A 16484-nucleotide genomic window follows, 5' to 3' on the forward strand; every position below is an offset into this window, starting at 1 on the left:
CATTACTTATTATCGCTTCCTATAAGTGACCTCCGATAAGCGTATAACGCTTTAATCGATTAAACACTGCGCTAATAAACTCACCGGATGGATAGTTTCTAGATCCGAGTTCTCTTCAATCTGCCATTTGCAGGTCTCACAATCGGTGATAGCAAAGTCTGCATCACTCTGCTTAATCTGTTCAAACAAACCTTTACCTATCTTCATCGATACCTCATAGTTTTCTTTCTTAAAACCATACGTACCGGCAGAACCACAACATTCACTGTTCAGTACTATCACGTTTAAACCGGGAATAGTACGTAACAATTCGATAGTAAATATAGCCAAACCACTGCGCTCTAAATGACATGGGGTATGGTAGACAATGGTTTTATTGACGGGTTTTAATGTTGGCATATTACCATTCATAAACTCACGTAATAAAAATGGCGTGATGAACTCAAGCTTATTCGTGATCTTGCTGTTATCAACCTTTAATACATGCGGGTACTCTTGCTTCAAGGTTAACGAACAGGTTGATGATGTCGATAAGATCGGGGTATTAAATTGTTCGACAGCTTCGGTCATGTGTTTAACATTAAACTCTGCATTTTTACGGGCTTTGTCATGAAAGCCATTGGCGATCAGCGGTACACCACAGCATTTTTCTTTCTTCAGCAACTTAACACCAATATTCATGGCATTTAACAGCTTAACTAAATCTTTGCCGAGTTGTGGGTTATTGTAGTTAACATAACAGCCGTGAAAATAACTAATTTGGCGTTCAAACTGTATTTGCGTGTCGGCTTGTTTTTTATACCAATGTCTAAATGAACCAAATGAATATTTAGGTAGAGATTTACGTTTATCAATCGCGACGGTTTTATCCATAATGGTTTTGATGATTTTAGAATCAGTGATCTTATTAACCAAAGGTGCGAGGGGGGTCGATAATGTGCCGAATAAATCTGTGTGGCTTAAAATGTAATCACGCATTAATTTAGGATTAAGTTTTTTCTTCTCAAACTTGCCGCGCGCCACCGCAATAATATCACCGACATTGACGTTGGACGGACAAGCTGTTTCACAGCGCTTACAGTTAGTGCAAAGCTTTAATGCTTCATCGTAATATTCTGGGCTTTTGATTCTTAACCGCTCGCCATCAGGGCCTGATTCTTTTGGCCCTGGATAATTTGGATTAGCTTTGGCAACAGGGCAATATACGGTGCAAATAGTACACTTGATACATTTTTCAAAACGTGTGGATGCTAAATTCATTGTGTTATCCCCTTATACCAAGCTGTTGCTGATAGGTTGTTGTGAATGAGCCTTGCTACGTTGCTGTAATAACTGATTTACGGCGTGATAAGCAGTACTGATCGCGACACCGCTGCCACAGCCTTCAGCGATAGGATCGTAGCCACCTAAATTCGAACCTGCACAAAATAGATTATTGATTATTTTGCCTTTTAGCATGGGGTTAAATACTTGGTTTGTTTTAATACCGAGTGATAAAAATGGCTGTGAGTTGGTAGCAAAAAATTGTGGGTTGTACCAGGTGCTGCGTGCTTCAAGGCTGTTCATGTCTAAGTTAAATACAGGCTCTTGTAATTTGTCATGGTGAGCAATTAAACCTTTATTGAAAAAGCTACCGGATGCGAAGATATAGTTGTCTGCGGTTAATGGCATGCTTTCTAAGTTACGGGTGTAAACGCGCTTAAGGGTTAACTTGCCGTTATCTTCTGCTATATCACCATGAGTGACTTGATCGCCTTTTAACAGCATTCCGCCGCGCTTGATGAATAAGTCAATCATGGTTTCTTCAAGCCGGATCCCCAGCATTGAAGGTGGCATAGTTGGCACTTCATGAAAGGTTAGGTTAGTTAAGGCATGTAATTTGTTAAGTACCGATAGTCCCATGCCATTACCTGTAATTGCAGGTAGGATCACAAGATCATCAGGTGTGGCAATAGCACTGAGCTTAGTCGCTAATGCCTCGACTTCATTTTCGTTCATTAAGATACGTGCAATATCAATCGAGCGCAGCTCACAAGCATTACGTTTCAGTTCTGAGAATCCATCAATGGAAATACTGACATGCGTTATTTCTACGTCTTTAAATTCGGGGATCTGGATTAAATTATCGGTGAGCATCTTGGCATTGAAATCTCGGAAGTCATTAATTTGAACGACCACAATACGCGTGATGGTATGTTCCGTTAGCCGCATTGGTAGCTGTTGTACATAAGGTTGTGATAACCATGTTGATTTTAACGTACCCAGCGGAGTGATGCGAAAGTGATTATCACCATTATCTTGCTGCGTTAGCGGAATACCAGCAGCGGTCAGTAAATTTTTATACCACTCTAGGGATTCAAATACGGTCTCTTTACCAACCTTACTATACGGATGGTCAGGAAACTCATGAGTAAATTTATTAAATATCGCAGCAGGATTACGAACAGCCTTGCTGGTTGGGGTATGTGAAAGCAGGTCGATAGAGCCTGATGAAAAGTGTAGGGCGCTTTGACCATTTGAAATGATAGCTGTTTTTAGTCCAGCTTCGAGGCAGCGTAATCCCGCGGTATAACCCGCAATACCACCGCCAATAATGATGCTATCAAATTTCATAATATTCCTTATCTTGTTGTTTTTCACCTAACTGATTAATATCAGTTACCCCAAACAGCCCTTCATACAACCAATAGGTAAACTCAGCTTCTCGTAGTGCATCACCAAATAACACGGGTTTAATGCCTTTCCAGCGTTCTTCAAAAAACTGCATTAATAATTTACTTGATTCATTTCCGCTACAGTTGGCAAAATCACAAAATAGACTGGAAGCACGATAGGTACACAATTCTCCCTGACACGACCCCATACCGAGGCGAGTGCGTCTTCTTAAATCGACTAAGTTGGTGACATCGAGTTGTTTGATGGCGTATTCAATCTCACCAACAGACACCATTTCACACTCACAGACAATGGATTTACCCTTGGTGCTTTGGTCAAATGTGGCCACTGCATTTTCACCGTGACGGTGAGTGGCTGCTTTGGTTGTGAAGACTGTCTTTTGAGGTTTACTCTTTTTATTAACAACAGAACCGGGCAGTGGTTGTAAATGCGTTGTACAGGTGCTGGCATTCCCTAGTTTACTGGCAATAAGATCGGTGGTCATTTCAGCCATTAAGCGGCTTGTCATTAACTTGCCACCAAGAATACTGTTAAAGCCTGCTAAACCATCGCGTTGTTCATGATCGAGTAATACGATACCACGACTGATATTACGGCCATCTCCACCGCCTACATCGACTAGCGGTCGTACACCTGCATAAGCACGCAATACACGAGTTTGTGCGAGTATGGGCGCGAGTTTTGCCCCTTCTTCAATTAAGATATTGACTTCTTTTTCACTGGTTTTGAGGGAGTCGATATCGTTGTAATCAATTTCTTCGGAAGTGGTGCCAATTAATGAAATTGAATCACCGGGTACTAAAATATCGGCATCGGCAGGCTTACGACAGCGGTTGATCACCATATCGTTAATGCGGTGTTCGAATACTAATAACGATCCTTTAGCTGGTAACATCTGCACGTTTAGTTCTGCGTAGTGGCAAATGTTTTTACCCCAAATACCTGCCGCATTGATAACCTCTTGGGCATAGACTTCAAACCGCTCATTGGTACGAGTATTAATACATTTTGCGCCAATGATACGATCGCCAATACGGATCAAGGATTTTACCATCGAATAGGTAAGCAGTTTTGCACCATGGTTTTTTGCATCTAGTACATTCGATGCACATAAACGGAAGGGGTCAAGGGTGCCATCAGGGACTTTTACTGCGCCGAGTAGACTTCGGTTTACATTTGGTTCAAGGTCGATAGCTTGTTGCGGGGTGAGTTTTTGTGTATCGATACCTGCGCTACTGCAAGCATCAATGAAGGTACGTTGAAAGTCCAGATCATCTTCTGGTAAGGTAATAAATAATCCGCTGGTGTCTTCGATACAGTGACTGGCGATAGTTTTTAGGATCTTGTTTTCTTGAATACATTCACGTGCAGACTCGCTGTCAGTGACCGCGTAACGCGCGCCGGAATGTAATAGGCCATGATTACGGCCTGTTGTACCTGATGCGATATCACCTTTATCAAGCAATATGCATGTTATACCACGTAGTGCGCAATCGCGCATAATACTGGTGCCAGTCGCGCCACCACCAATGATCAATACTTCGGTATTGAAACGGGTTATTTTCCCCATAATTCATCCATATATTCTGGTCAATTAACTACTTATAAGTATGACTAATATATTTGTTGATGAATTGATCTTAATCATTAATGTTCGAATGAGCGACTTTGGAGTTCTTATGCGAACATTTATACGTGAGGCCGTTTTATTACGACTAATGCCCTGTTATTGGCAGATTTTAAAATTGATTAAAGTGTTGGCAAATAAAATCAATTAACACTTTTAATCGTAAGGGTTGATAACGATTGCGATGATACAGCAGAAACAGTGGTACATTTGGTGAGTGCCATTGTTCTTCATGCGATGCTGATATTAAAGCTGGAGCTAAGGTATTGGCCTTAATTTCAGTGTCGCAATACAGCTCGGGTAATCGCACAATACCATTACCATTCTTAGCGGCGTTAATTAATGCGCGACCACTCTTACAACTAAAATTACCCTTCGCGTGTATCTCTACTTCGTGTATTGGCGCATTATTGTGTTGAAGTGATTTTTGATGGAAGCGCCAGCGCTTGATACTACCGGTTAAGCAGTTATGTTGTTCTAAATCTTTTGGATGAGTTATGACAGCGTGCTTGGCAAGGTAATCAGGACTGGCTAACACTTGCACTTTAATGTCTGTGAGCTTTCTAGCGACCAAGCCTGAATCTTCTAACTCCCCCATGCGCACGACCAAATCAAAAGCTTCTGCAATCAAATCTACACGAGGACTACTAAAGTCGAGCTCAACTTCAATATCGGGGTACTGTAAATTAAACTCGCTGATAATGTTCGTTAAGATATCCTCGCCAATCACCCCACCAACACAGTTAATACAAATGCTGCCTTTTAATTGTTCTGTATCATCTTTGGCTGCGATCACGGCTTGGTTAATCGTTTGCAGCGAGTTAAGGCATTGCTGAAAGAATTGTTCGCCAACAGGAGTAAGACGCTGTGCTCGAGTTGTGCGAATAATCAATTGCACACCTAACTGTTGCTCTAGCTGTGCGAGTTGACGGGATACATGGGCGCGAGATGACTGTAGAACTTCAGCGGCTTTGGTAAAGCTTCCTTGTTCAGCAATAGTGACAAAAGCGCGGATGTCGGCAAGAGAAGAGTTACTTTGCATACTATGCCTGTATTGATTAAGTGAATAAAATAAACTTTATTATTGTAGCTTAATACGTAACAGTTATGTTCTTTATTGTGTATATATCAACAATAATCATTTATATATACTCTCTTTCATCCACTCAGAAGCGCTTAGATCTAACATTAAGAGATACGTTTTGGGTATGAATATAATCAAAATAGAGAGTATATGATGAAAAAATTAGTCGTGATCACAGGTGCAAGTTCTGGTATTGGTGAAGCTACAGCGAAGCGTTTAAGCGCAGCTGGTCACCCGTTATTATTAGTTGCTCGTCGTGTTGAAAAACTAGAAGCGCTAGATTTACCAAACTGTTTATGTGAAAAAGTAGACTTAACGGTTCACGCCGAATTCCACGCTGCACTTGCTAAAGCTGAAGCGTTATACGGTCCAACAGATCTATTGATTAACAATGCTGGCATGATGTTATTAGGTCAAATCGATACCCAACCAGCTGAAGAATTCAAAACCATGTTCGATATTAATGTGATTGCATTATTAAACGGCATGCAAGCAGTACTTGCGCCAATGAAAGCCCGTAACACTGGTACTATTATTAACATTAGTTCAGTTGCTGGTCGTAAAACATTCGGTGCGCACGCTGCTTATTGTGGTACTAAATTTGCGGTACACGCTATTACTGAAAATGTTCGTGAAGAAGTGGCAACATCTGATGTGCGTGTAATTACTATCGCTCCAGGTGCTGTTGAAACTGAATTGTTATCACATACAACTTCAGAAGACATTAAAGCGGGCTACGAAGAGTGGAAATCAACGATGGGTAATATTCTTGCCCCTGATGATGTTGCACGTTCAATTGAATTTGCTTATGCACAACCGCAAGATGTATGTATCCGTGAGATCGTATTAGCAAGCACACGTCAAGAACCTTAGTAAATACCTATTATCGCTACTTGTTTGAGTGGTGTTAGATTTTAAAAGTGCGAATAACCCGTTTCACAACGAATAAACGGATTATTCGCACTTATTTCATGCTTGGTGATGACCTTGCTTCGCTAAGATAAAAGGAACAATACAATTGCTATAAACTTTACATTAAGGATGATGTGAAATGAAATTATGGATATACAGACCTGCGCAACTGTTGGATGCGGTGCGAGATTATAAATTATATGCTGATGGTAAATTTGTGACCTACGTGAAACGCGGTCAACGTTTTGCTATTGACGTCCCCGATGATACTCAAATATTGCAAGCCAAGCTCAGTTGGTGTTCTAGTCAACCCATCTATACTAAAGATCTCTCCCACGGTGCCGTTACTGTTAAAAATGCCTTTTCTCATAACCCGATACTCGTTCTATTTTGCTCTACTCTGTTTGCAACATTTGGGCGTAAACATTATTTGAAACTGGTTATTTGAAACTGGTTATTTGATGCGGGTAGATTTATAGATGGAATAACTTGCGCGACCTAAATGAAAGCAAGTTATTCACATTATCTTGACCGACCAACATTAACGTTAAATCAATACTCCGCAATCTCATCATACTCTTCACGCTCACTTTTCGTGTTTAAGACCTATAGTTAATACTGAATTGACTGGCGTATCGGCTGTGTTCGTCACTACCATGGTTCTATTGTGTGAGCTATGCAACAGAATATCGCTGATGCTCATCGGAGGAGAGTCACATGGTATTATCAATCATTTAATACGGACCATAAGATTGTCATTGTTATCGAGAGGGCTAGGTAAGGCTTGGCTTGTCAGTATTGTTACATTTATACATGTTTAAATTAATTCTATATACGAACGACGTTAAAAGTGACTTTAATACTTGATAGGGCTTATGAACAGGGTGATTACCTACGGTGTCGATATAAAATAACTATGTTAAAACACTGCTAATCTTTAAAGCATATTACCTGCCATTATAGAATGAAATATGGATAAAAGCCTTAATGTGAATATCCATAAAGTATTATTCACCTTAAATTACTTAATTTATGTTAATTAAGTGTTAGATATGTGACCGCCATCAAATAGTTGTTAATGCTTTTGTTAATCGATTGTTGCCACGTAGATGTTGTATAAAAATTCCCTTATGATTATTTTGTGTTCCCGAATCAGAGAAAATAACACTTTCAAGTGGTGCTTAGCTGCTTAAAACTGATATTTACAATAATAAAAATAGACAAGGAAATTAATATGAAGGTTACAAAAATAGCTTTAATACTAGGTCTAGCATCAACATTACCGAATTTAGTTAATGCTGCTACATTAGATAAGGTGATGAAAAAAGGCGCATTGAATTGTGGTGTATCGACAGGGATCCCTGGCTTTTCAGCGACTGATTCAAAAGGTGTTTGGAAAGGTATCGATGTTGATTTTTGTCGTTCAGTTGCAGCCGCCGTATTAGGTGATGCATCGAAAGTGAAATTTATTCCACTGACTGCTAAAGAGCGTTTCACAGCATTACAAAGTGGTGAAATTGATGTGTTAGCACGTTCATCTACTTGGACTGCAACGCGTGATACTTCACTTGGCTTAAACTTTGCCGGGGTTAACTATTATGATGGTCAAGGTTTCTTAGTTAAAAAAGAACTTGGTGTAACATCTGCGAAACAACTCGACGGAGCATCTTTCTGTATCCAGGCCGGTACAACAACAGAACTTAACCTAACTGATTATTTCAAATCAAACAACATGGAATATAAAGCCGTTACATTTGATACATCAGGTCAAACAATTGATGCATTCAAAAAAGGCCGTTGTGACGCCGTTACATCTGATGCCTCTCAGTTATACGGTTTAAAAATAAAATTAGACAATCCTAACTCTGCAATAGTGTTACCGGAAATTATTTCTAAAGAACCATTAGGCCCTGTTGTTCGCCAGGGTGATGATGAATGGTTTAACGTAGTACGTTGGAGCCTATTCGCATCACTAGAAGCGGAAGAGCTAGGTGTAACAGCAAGCAATGTTGATAAGCAATTAAAATCAACTAATCCATCTGTGAAACGCTTATTAGGTGTTTCTGGTAAAGCCGGTGAGAACTTAGGGCTTAAATCGGATTGGGCTTACCAAATTATTAAGCAAGTTGGTAACTATGAAGAAATGTTCGAGAACAACGTAGGTAAAAATTCACCTCTTAACATTGATCGCGGCATCAATAATTTATGGAATAAAGGCGGCTTAATGTACGCAATGCCAATTCGATAAATTAATACCTCAGTCACTTCATCTTATTAGCACTACGGTATGTTGAAGTGACCTTGGTATATCGGGGGCTTGGCCCCCTTTTTAAAAGGTTTATTTTGTTATGAATAATTCAAAGCTCGCTCCGACCTCCAACGGTTTATTTAACAGCCCCAAAAATCGCGCTATTATTTTCCAAGTTATTTCTTTGGCTGTTGTGGTTTTATGCATTTTTTACTTCGTTAACAACATGTTTGATAATGTAGCAAAAAGGGGTATTACCACAGGTTTTTCGTTCTTAGGTGACACAGCTGGTTTTGGTATCAGTCAATCGCTTATTCACTATGATGATACAACCTCGACTTTTTTAGATGTATTTATTGTTGGTTTATTAAATACAATCCTAGTGGGTGTTATTGGTATTTTTTTAGCTTCAATTATTGGCTTAATGGTTGGTATTGGTCGCTTATCATCTAATTATTTAATTGCGAAACTGTCTCTGATTTACATTGAAACATTCCGTAATATTCCCATCTTATTACAGATATTATTTTGGTATAACGTAGTACTTGCTACGCTACCAAGTCCGCGTCAAAGTATTTCTTATTTCGACTCTATTTTTATTAATAATCGTGGTTTGATTATTCCAGATCCTATTTTTGAATCTGGTAGCTTCTCTATATTAGTGGCGTTTGTACTTGCTTGTATCAGTGTCGTGTTTTTGTCTAAATGGGCGAATAAGCGACATGATTTAACGGGTGAAGAATTCCCTGTTATTAAGGTTAGCATTAGCATGTTGATCGGTGCGCCATTGTTAATATTTTTCCTTGCTGGACAACCCATCAGTGCTGAATATCCGGCATTGAAAGGTTTTAACTTCAAAGGTGGCATCACCATTATTCCTGAGTTACTGGCGCTGATTTTTGCGTTAAGTATCTATACCGCTACTTATATTGCAGAAGCAGTGCGTGCGGGGATTGAATCTGTACCCCAAGGGCAAAAAGAAGCGGCCAAATCGTTGGGTTTAAAAGAGCATGTAATCTTACGTAAAGTTATTTTACCGCAAGCATTACGCGTGATCATTCCCCCTGTTATTAATCAATATCTTAACCTCGTTAAAAACTCATCACTGGCAACTGCAATTGGTTATCCGGAAATTGTTACCTTGTTTTCGGGGACGACGCTTAACCAAGTTGGGCAGGCTATTGAGATCATTCTAATGACGATGGCTGTGTATCTTGTTTTCAGTATTGTTATATCACTACTGTTGAATTGGGTTAATGCAAGAATGGAAATTAAAGGAAGATAATATGGCTGTTTATACGATTAAAGAGGCCAAACCTGCACCTTCAACCAGTAAGGGTGTTGTATTCTGGTTACGAGAGAATTTATTTTCTACTATTCCTAATACACTGTTAACACTGCTTGGCATCTACTTTATCTATTCTACGATACCACCATTGTTGGATTGGATGATCTTTGATGCGACTTGGAGTGGCACTAAAGAAGAAGTGGTAAAAGAAGGCGCTCGTTGGATATTTATCATCGAAAAGTTCGACCAATTTATGTATGGATTCTATCCAGAAGCCTTACATTGGCGTCCAAACCTGGTTGCAGTGTTGAGTTTAGCGCTTATATTTGGCGTGCCACGCATTGGCAATATTAAGATTAAACTTGCGGCAATGTTATTGTATCCAATTGTATGCTTTATCTTGATCCGTGGTGGGCTAGGGCTTGAAGTTATTGGCACCGAAAAATGGGGCGGCTTAATGCTGACTATTTTGGTTGCTGCAGTCGGTATTATCGCTTCGTTCCCAATCGGTATTTTATTGGCGTTAGGTCGTCAGTCAGACAACATGCCAATTGTTAAAACCTTATGTATTGGTTTTATCGAATTTATTCGTGGTGTGCCGCTCATTACTATTTTGTTTATGGCGTCGGTAGTACTGCCATTGTTCTTTAGCGATGGTATCGAGTTTGATAAGTTATTACGTGCGTTAATTGGTATCACATTGTTCCAAGCTGCTTATATTGCCGAAGTTATTCGTGGTGGTTTACAAGCTATTCCAAAAGGTCAATACGAAGCCAGTGAGTCATTAGGGTTAACCTATTGGCAAGGGATGATTTTTATTATTCTGCCACAGGCGTTAAAGATCTCGATCCCGAACCTAGTGGGTTCTTTCATCTCACTGTTTAAAGATACAACGCTGGTACTTATTATTGGCTTATTCGATATTCTCGCAATGGTCACTCTGACTAATAGTGATACCAGTTGGCTTGGTTTTGAAATCGAAGGGTACGTATTTGTTACTATGATTTATTGGGTGTTTTGTTTCAGCATGTCGCAATACTCGCGCGTGATAGAACGTAAATATAATACCGACCATTAACAATCACCGTAAATTTTACAGTTTAAACTGACCATTTACGTAAGGTAATTGGTATAAGGAAGTATCATGTCAGAACAAGAAAATATGATCAGCATGCAAGGCGTTAACAAATGGTATGGTGATTTTCACGTACTTAAAGACATTAACTTAAATATTAAAAAAGGTGAAAAAGTGGTTATCTGTGGCCCGTCAGGCTCGGGTAAATCCACCACTATTCGTTGCCTGAACCACCTTGAGAAGTTTCAGGAAGGTAAAATTAGTATTAACGGTACTGACCTGATTGATGATGTAAAGGTCGTACGTCATATCCGCTCGCAAGTCGGCATGGTATTCCAGCACTTTAATTTGTTCCCACATCTTTCTGTATTGGAAAACTTGTTATTAGCACCAACTTGGGTGCATAAGAAACCAAGGCATGAAGCGATTAAAACCGCGATGTATTACCTTGAGCGTGTGAAGATTGCCGACCAAGCCCATAAGTTTCCAAATCAGCTTTCTGGTGGTCAGCAGCAACGTGTTGCGATTGCCCGGTGTCTGTGTATCAACCCAGAGATCATGTTGTTTGACGAACCAACATCGGCACTGGATCCAGAAATGGTATCAGAAGTGTTAGACGTAATGGTTGAGCTTGCAGATGAAGGTATCACCATGATTTGTGTAACCCACGAAATGGGCTTTGCAAAGAAAGTTGCAGACCGCGTTATCTTTATGGATGCAGGGCAAATTATTGAAGAAAATGAACCGCATGAGTTCTTTGATAACCCGCAATCAGATCGTTTAAAAATGTTCTTAGATCAGATCTTATCGCACTAAGCTAGTCGGTACTATTAAGAAGCCTTACTCTGAATCCGTTGTTACAATGGAGTCGGGGTAAGGCTTTTTTTATACGTACACCGATGCATAGTTTGATGATAAAATATTATTTTAAATCATGTAACTATGAGCTACATTGATTCAATGCATTCTGCTTTTATTCTGAGCTTAAAATACTTGTATAAGTATTAATTTCAGAACTTGGTACATATTCGTTGTAAGGACTATCATGGAAATTAAATCATATTTTTCCGAATGGGCGACTGAGATTGCTGACTTATTTCATCAATCTGTTCACGCAATAGATCCTTCGGTATATACCCCAGAACAGAAAGAAGCTTGGTCTTCGACGCCTCCTGACTATGCTAAATGGACCCTGCGATTAGACGAGAAAAGACCGTTTGTGGCTATCGTCGATGGTCTTGTCGCTGGTTTTATCGAGCTGGATGCCGATGGTCATATTGATTGTACTTACACACACCCAAACTTTCAGGGGATGGGCGTCGCGTCTGCACTTTATGCGCATTTGCTTGCGGAAGCAAAACTCAGAAATATCGAACGTTTATATGTTGAAGCATCACTCATTGCTAAGCCGTTCTTCGAGCATAGAGGGTTCTCTGTAATAAAGAGAAATACCTTCCTGCGAAATGGTGTTACTTTGGTTAACTTTACAATGGAAAGATATATAAGTGTATCGTTCTGAGAATTAAACAGCCTGGATAATATGAACTTACTCGATTCAAAACACTATTTACTCTCTGCAACGTTGAAAGAAGAGAAAATTGATGGATATGATGCCTACCCTTTATGCTTACCGGCAATCAGAGGGCTAACTGATAAGTTAATGTTTCATGACGCGGTAACATTTATTGTTGGCGAAAATGGCACGGGTAAATCGACTTTACTTGAAGCAATAGCGGTATCTCAAGGGTTTAATCCAGAAGGGGGAACTAAAAATTTCAACTTTTCGACGAGAAGTTCTCACTCCAATCTTAGCGATTACCTCCGTATTGCTAAAGCGATTAAAAGACCAAAAACAGGTTATTTTCTTCGGGCTGAGAGTTTCTATAATGTAGCCACTGAAATCGAGCGGCTTGATAATGAACCGTCATTCGGTCCGCCAGTCATCGACTCCTATGGTGGAGTGTCGTTACACGAACAATCACATGGGGAATCTTTTTTCGCCCTAATGCAAAATCGATTTGGTGCAAATGGCTTATACATTTTAGACGAACCAGAGGCTGCATTATCACCTAACCGACAGATGGCCATGATTACTTTGTTACATCAACTTGTTAACCAAGGCTGCCAGTTTATTATTGCCACTCATTCGCCGATATTACTTTCTTACCCAAACTCAACGATTTATGAAATACGTGAACATGGATTAGTACAAGTTGATTATGAAGATACAGATACATATTCAGTCACCAAGCATTACTTGAATAATCATAGGTCAATGTTAGACATACTTTTAGAGGAAGAAAAATGAGAATATTAAACGGATCATGTTTATGTGGAAAAGTTGGTATTGAAGTACCCGATGATTTTGATTATATGGAGGTCTAGATGAATATTTTAATTGAACAAGAGATCGCGCTTCATCAATATGAAGTAAGACAGAATAAAGCTGACATTATACGCCTATTACATCCTGAATTTAGAGAAGTTGGAGAGTCAGGCTCGAGTTACGATTTCCAAAGTATTAATGCCATGATGGAAGAAGAACAAGTATCAAACGGGTATATTCATTCTCAAGACTTCGAATGTATTAATTTAGAGGCATCCGTGCAAATGCTGCTATACAAATCAGCATCGGTTAATGAATTAGGAATCAAAAGCCACTTTGCGAAACGTGTTTCTATTTGGGTATTAAATGGTGAGCAATGGCAATTGAAATATCATCAAGGTACTCCGTGCGATTCATTCTCAATTACCACATATTAAAGTTGCAGATGGTAAGGGTAAAAGCTCGGCCGCATATTCAAAGTAAGCTATGGCCAACTTTAGTACTGCTAAAAGACGGGCTGGAGGTTACACGTCTTGTCAGACCAACTAGTATAACTGAGGTGCGAGATTTACTGGTTATCATATAGTAAAAACCCAGCAATCATAAGTAATTGCTGGGATAAAACACAGATTTTGGCAGGGATGATAAGCCTTACACGTGGGGACTAGTGTGACGTTTATCTTTTGCTATGTTTTATATTTACGTGTTGTCTGCTGCAATTGGCGCTGGAGTACGAATTAAATGGTCAAATGCACTTAAACTGGCTTTTGAACCTTCACCCATGGCAATAATGATTTGCTTATAAGGCACTGTGGTTACGTCACCGGCTGCAAATACACCTGCAACAGAGGTTTCACCTTTGGCATTCACTTCAATTTCACCACGCGGTGATAAAGCAACACCACTGCCTTTTAAGAAGTCACTGTTTGGCATCAAACCAATTTGTACAAAGATACCAGCAAGTTCGATCTGTTTTATATCACCAGTAGCACGGTCTACATAATTAAGTGCAGTCACACGCGTACCGTCACCGATAACTTCTGTGGTTTGTGCTTGTTTAATTATCTCAATATTAGCCATGCTGTTGGCTTTGTTGACGAGTACTTGATCGGCACGTAAGGTATCTGCAAACTCAAGTACAGTCACATGTTCAACAATACCCGCTAAGTCGATAGCTGCTTCGATACCAGAGTTACCGCCACCGATCACGGCAACTTTCTTCCCTTTGAATAACGGGCCATCGCAGTGTGGGCAGTAAGCAACACCTTTGTTACGGTATTCTTGTTCGCCGTGTACGTTCATTTCTCTCCAACGTGCGCCTGTCGATAAGATCACACTGCGGCTTTTTAATATCGCGCCACTGTCGAGTTCAACATGAATATAGCCATCGGCTGTTTTTTCTGCACTGACTAAACGACTCGCTCTTTGTTCGTTCATGATATCCACATCATATTCTTTTACGTGTTCTTCAAGTGCAGCTGCGAGTTTCGGCCCTTGGGTTTCTTTTACCGAAATAAAGTTCTCGATAGCCATTGTATCCATGACTTGACCACCAAAACGTTCGGCTACGACACCAGTGCGAATACCTTTACGTGCTGCATAGATTGCAGCAGATGCGCCCGCTGGACCACCGCCCACAACAAGCACTTCGTACGGTTCTTTTTCATTTAATGCGATAGCTTGTTTTTTTGCTGCGCCAGTATCCACTTTTGATAATATTTCCGTTAATGAAATACGACCTTGGGTGAATATTTCACCGTTTAAGTAAACACTTGGTACTGCCATGATATTACGTTCAGCGACTTCATCTTGGAACGCAGCACCGTCAATCATGGTTGTTTTAATATTTGGGTTAGTTGCCGCCATCATATTTAATGCTTGCACAACGTCTGGGCAATTCTGACAGCTTAATGAAATGAATATTTCAAAGTGCATCTCACCTTCAAGATTAGCCATTTGCTCAATCACTTCAGCATCTAGCTTCATCGGGTGACCACCACTGTGCAGTAGTGCCAATATCAGTGAGGTAAACTCGTGCCCCATTGGTAAACCCGCAAAACCAATCGCGGTTTGTTTGATGGGATTGACTACCTGCATAATTGGTTTACGCGGGCTTGCACTTTGATCTTCAATTACGATGACTTTGTCGCTTAATGAAGCAATGTCATGTGCTAACGTATGTAATTTTTGCGCGGTATCACTGTCATCAAGACTCAGTACAAGTTGTACTTCTGTCTTTAAATTTTCTAAATACGCCTTTAACTGGGTTTTCATATTTTGGTCTAACATAGTGACACCTTTTAGATTTTGCTTATGGCTATATGAGATACGTTTATTAAAAACGCTATGAGCAATTTGGTTAATTTAAAAATCTACTTTCTTAATGAACAGTCGGCTGTGGTATTGGTACAGAGATGTTCATCGAAAATGTATTTTAAAATGACCTCAGCCACTGCTAAGCGATACTGAGGTCGTCTTATTTTTATTTATCAGTTAATCAATCTTTAAATTAGATTTTACCGACTAGGTCTAGTGAAGGTGCAAGTGTTGCTTCGCCTTCTTTCCATTTAGCTGGACAAACTTCGCCTGGGTTAGCAGCTACGTATTGTGCTGCTTTAACTTTACGCATTAAGTCTTCAGCGTCACGGCCAATACCTTCCGCAGTAATTTCCATTGCTTGGATAACACCTTGTGGGTCAACTAGGAACGTTGCACGGTCTGCAAGACCTTGACCTTCACGCATTACACCGAAGTTGTTTGTAATGTTGCCCGCTTGGTCGCCTACCATGTAGTAGTTGATTTTGCCGATAGTGTCTGAACTGTCGTGCCATGCTTTGTGAGTGAAGTGAGTGTCAGTTGATACTGAGAAAACTTCTACGCCACGTTTTTGTAGTTCTTCGTAATGGTCTGCAACATCACCTAGTTCAGTAGGGCAAACAAACGTGAAATCAGCTGGGTAGAAGAAGAATACAGCCCATTTACCTTCAACGTCTTTTTCAGAGATTTCTACGAATTCGCCTTGTTTGAAAGCGGTTGCGTTAAACGGTTTAATTTTAGTGTTGATCATGTTGTCATCCTATTAATTAGTTGATTACTCGATTGGATTCTGGTTGCGAATCCATGAGAAGGATTATGGGGTAAATAGACGGATAGGTATACTTGATTGAATCTATGAAATCGATAGTTAAAATCTATCACTGGTTTTGAACGTGATTAAGCGCCGTGGTATAGTTCTGTGATTGGTATGA

General features: G+C 39.9%; 15 protein-coding genes. 9 read left to right on the forward strand and 6 right to left on the reverse strand.

Features of this window, described 5'->3' with window-relative positions; genetic code table 11:
- Positions 1 to 51: 51 nt before the first annotated feature.
- The 4 genes from glpC to AKG98_RS01620 all read right to left on the reverse strand — a co-directional run bounded on the left by glpC (position 52) and on the right by AKG98_RS01620 (position 5345).
- On the reverse strand, positions 52 to 1260 hold the full coding sequence (gene glpC, locus AKG98_RS01605) for an anaerobic glycerol-3-phosphate dehydrogenase subunit GlpC (RefSeq protein ID WP_067040341.1): 1209 nt from the start codon (positions 1258 to 1260) through the stop codon (positions 52 to 54).
- Between the two features lie 12 nt (positions 1261 to 1272).
- Positions 1273 to 2613, reverse strand: a complete 1341-nt coding sequence (gene glpB / locus AKG98_RS01610; protein WP_067040344.1) for a glycerol-3-phosphate dehydrogenase subunit GlpB — start codon at positions 2611 to 2613, stop codon at positions 1273 to 1275.
- Positions 2603 to 4246: an anaerobic glycerol-3-phosphate dehydrogenase subunit A gene (glpA, locus tag AKG98_RS01615; protein ID WP_067040347.1), complete on the reverse strand. Its 1644-nt coding sequence runs from the start codon at positions 4244 to 4246 to the stop codon at positions 2603 to 2605. Before glpA ends, glpB begins: the two co-directional genes overlap by 11 nt.
- A 169-nt stretch (positions 4247 to 4415) precedes the next feature.
- The gene (locus tag AKG98_RS01620) at positions 4416 to 5345 is read right to left on the reverse strand and encodes a LysR family transcriptional regulator (protein WP_067040350.1); all 930 of its coding nucleotides are present in this window, start codon (positions 5343 to 5345) and stop codon (positions 4416 to 4418) included.
- A 195-nt stretch (positions 5346 to 5540) separates the two neighbouring features.
- Here AKG98_RS01620 and AKG98_RS01625 point away from each other — a divergent pair, with 195 nt between their 5' ends.
- The 9 genes from AKG98_RS01625 to AKG98_RS01665 all read left to right on the forward strand — a co-directional run bounded on the left by AKG98_RS01625 (position 5541) and on the right by AKG98_RS01665 (position 13673).
- A complete protein-coding gene (locus AKG98_RS01625; RefSeq protein ID WP_067040724.1) occupies positions 5541 to 6260 on the forward strand; it encodes an SDR family oxidoreductase in 720 nt (239 codons plus the stop codon).
- A gap of 178 nt (positions 6261 to 6438) precedes the next feature.
- Positions 6439 to 6747: a hypothetical protein gene (locus AKG98_RS01630; protein ID WP_067040353.1), complete on the forward strand. Its 309-nt coding sequence runs from the start codon at positions 6439 to 6441 to the stop codon at positions 6745 to 6747.
- A gap of 786 nt (positions 6748 to 7533) precedes the next feature.
- The gene (locus AKG98_RS01635; protein ID WP_067040356.1) at positions 7534 to 8547 is read left to right on the forward strand and encodes an amino acid ABC transporter substrate-binding protein; all 1014 of its coding nucleotides are present in this window, start codon (positions 7534 to 7536) and stop codon (positions 8545 to 8547) included.
- A gap of 100 nt (positions 8548 to 8647) precedes the next feature.
- Positions 8648 to 9832, forward strand: coding sequence for an amino acid ABC transporter permease (locus AKG98_RS01640; protein WP_083543852.1), 1185 nt, complete (start codon positions 8648 to 8650; stop codon positions 9830 to 9832).
- Between the two features lies 1 nt (position 9833).
- A complete protein-coding gene (locus AKG98_RS01645; protein ID WP_067040359.1) occupies positions 9834 to 10913 on the forward strand; it encodes an amino acid ABC transporter permease in 1080 nt (359 codons plus the stop codon).
- 66 nt (positions 10914 to 10979) lie between these two features.
- Positions 10980 to 11726, forward strand: a complete 747-nt coding sequence (locus AKG98_RS01650; protein ID WP_067040362.1) for an amino acid ABC transporter ATP-binding protein — start codon at positions 10980 to 10982, stop codon at positions 11724 to 11726.
- A 229-nt stretch (positions 11727 to 11955) separates the two neighbouring features.
- Positions 11956 to 12429 carry a GNAT family N-acetyltransferase gene (locus tag AKG98_RS01655; protein ID WP_067040365.1) on the forward strand — a complete coding sequence of 158 codons (474 nt, stop codon included), beginning with the start codon at positions 11956 to 11958 and terminating at the stop codon, positions 12427 to 12429.
- A gap of 21 nt (positions 12430 to 12450) precedes the next feature.
- On the forward strand, positions 12451 to 13218 hold the full coding sequence (locus tag AKG98_RS01660) for an AAA family ATPase (RefSeq protein ID WP_067040368.1): 768 nt from the start codon (positions 12451 to 12453) through the stop codon (positions 13216 to 13218).
- Between the two features lie 77 nt (positions 13219 to 13295).
- Positions 13296 to 13673 carry a DUF4440 domain-containing protein gene (locus AKG98_RS01665; protein ID WP_067040371.1) on the forward strand — a complete coding sequence of 126 codons (378 nt, stop codon included), beginning with the start codon at positions 13296 to 13298 and terminating at the stop codon, positions 13671 to 13673.
- A gap of 262 nt (positions 13674 to 13935) precedes the next feature.
- On the opposite strand, the gene ahpF is transcribed toward AKG98_RS01665, so the two are convergent.
- On the reverse strand, positions 13936 to 15525 hold the full coding sequence (gene ahpF, locus AKG98_RS01670; protein WP_067040374.1) for an alkyl hydroperoxide reductase subunit F: 1590 nt from the start codon (positions 15523 to 15525) through the stop codon (positions 13936 to 13938).
- A gap of 220 nt (positions 15526 to 15745) precedes the next feature.
- Positions 15746 to 16303, reverse strand: a complete 558-nt coding sequence (ahpC, locus tag AKG98_RS01675) for an alkyl hydroperoxide reductase subunit C (protein ID WP_067040377.1) — start codon at positions 16301 to 16303, stop codon at positions 15746 to 15748.
- Between the last annotated feature and the right edge of the window lie 181 nt (positions 16304 to 16484).

The organism is Moritella sp. JT01 (genome assembly GCF_001574435.1).
GTDB lineage: Bacteria > Pseudomonadota > Gammaproteobacteria > Enterobacterales > Moritellaceae > Moritella.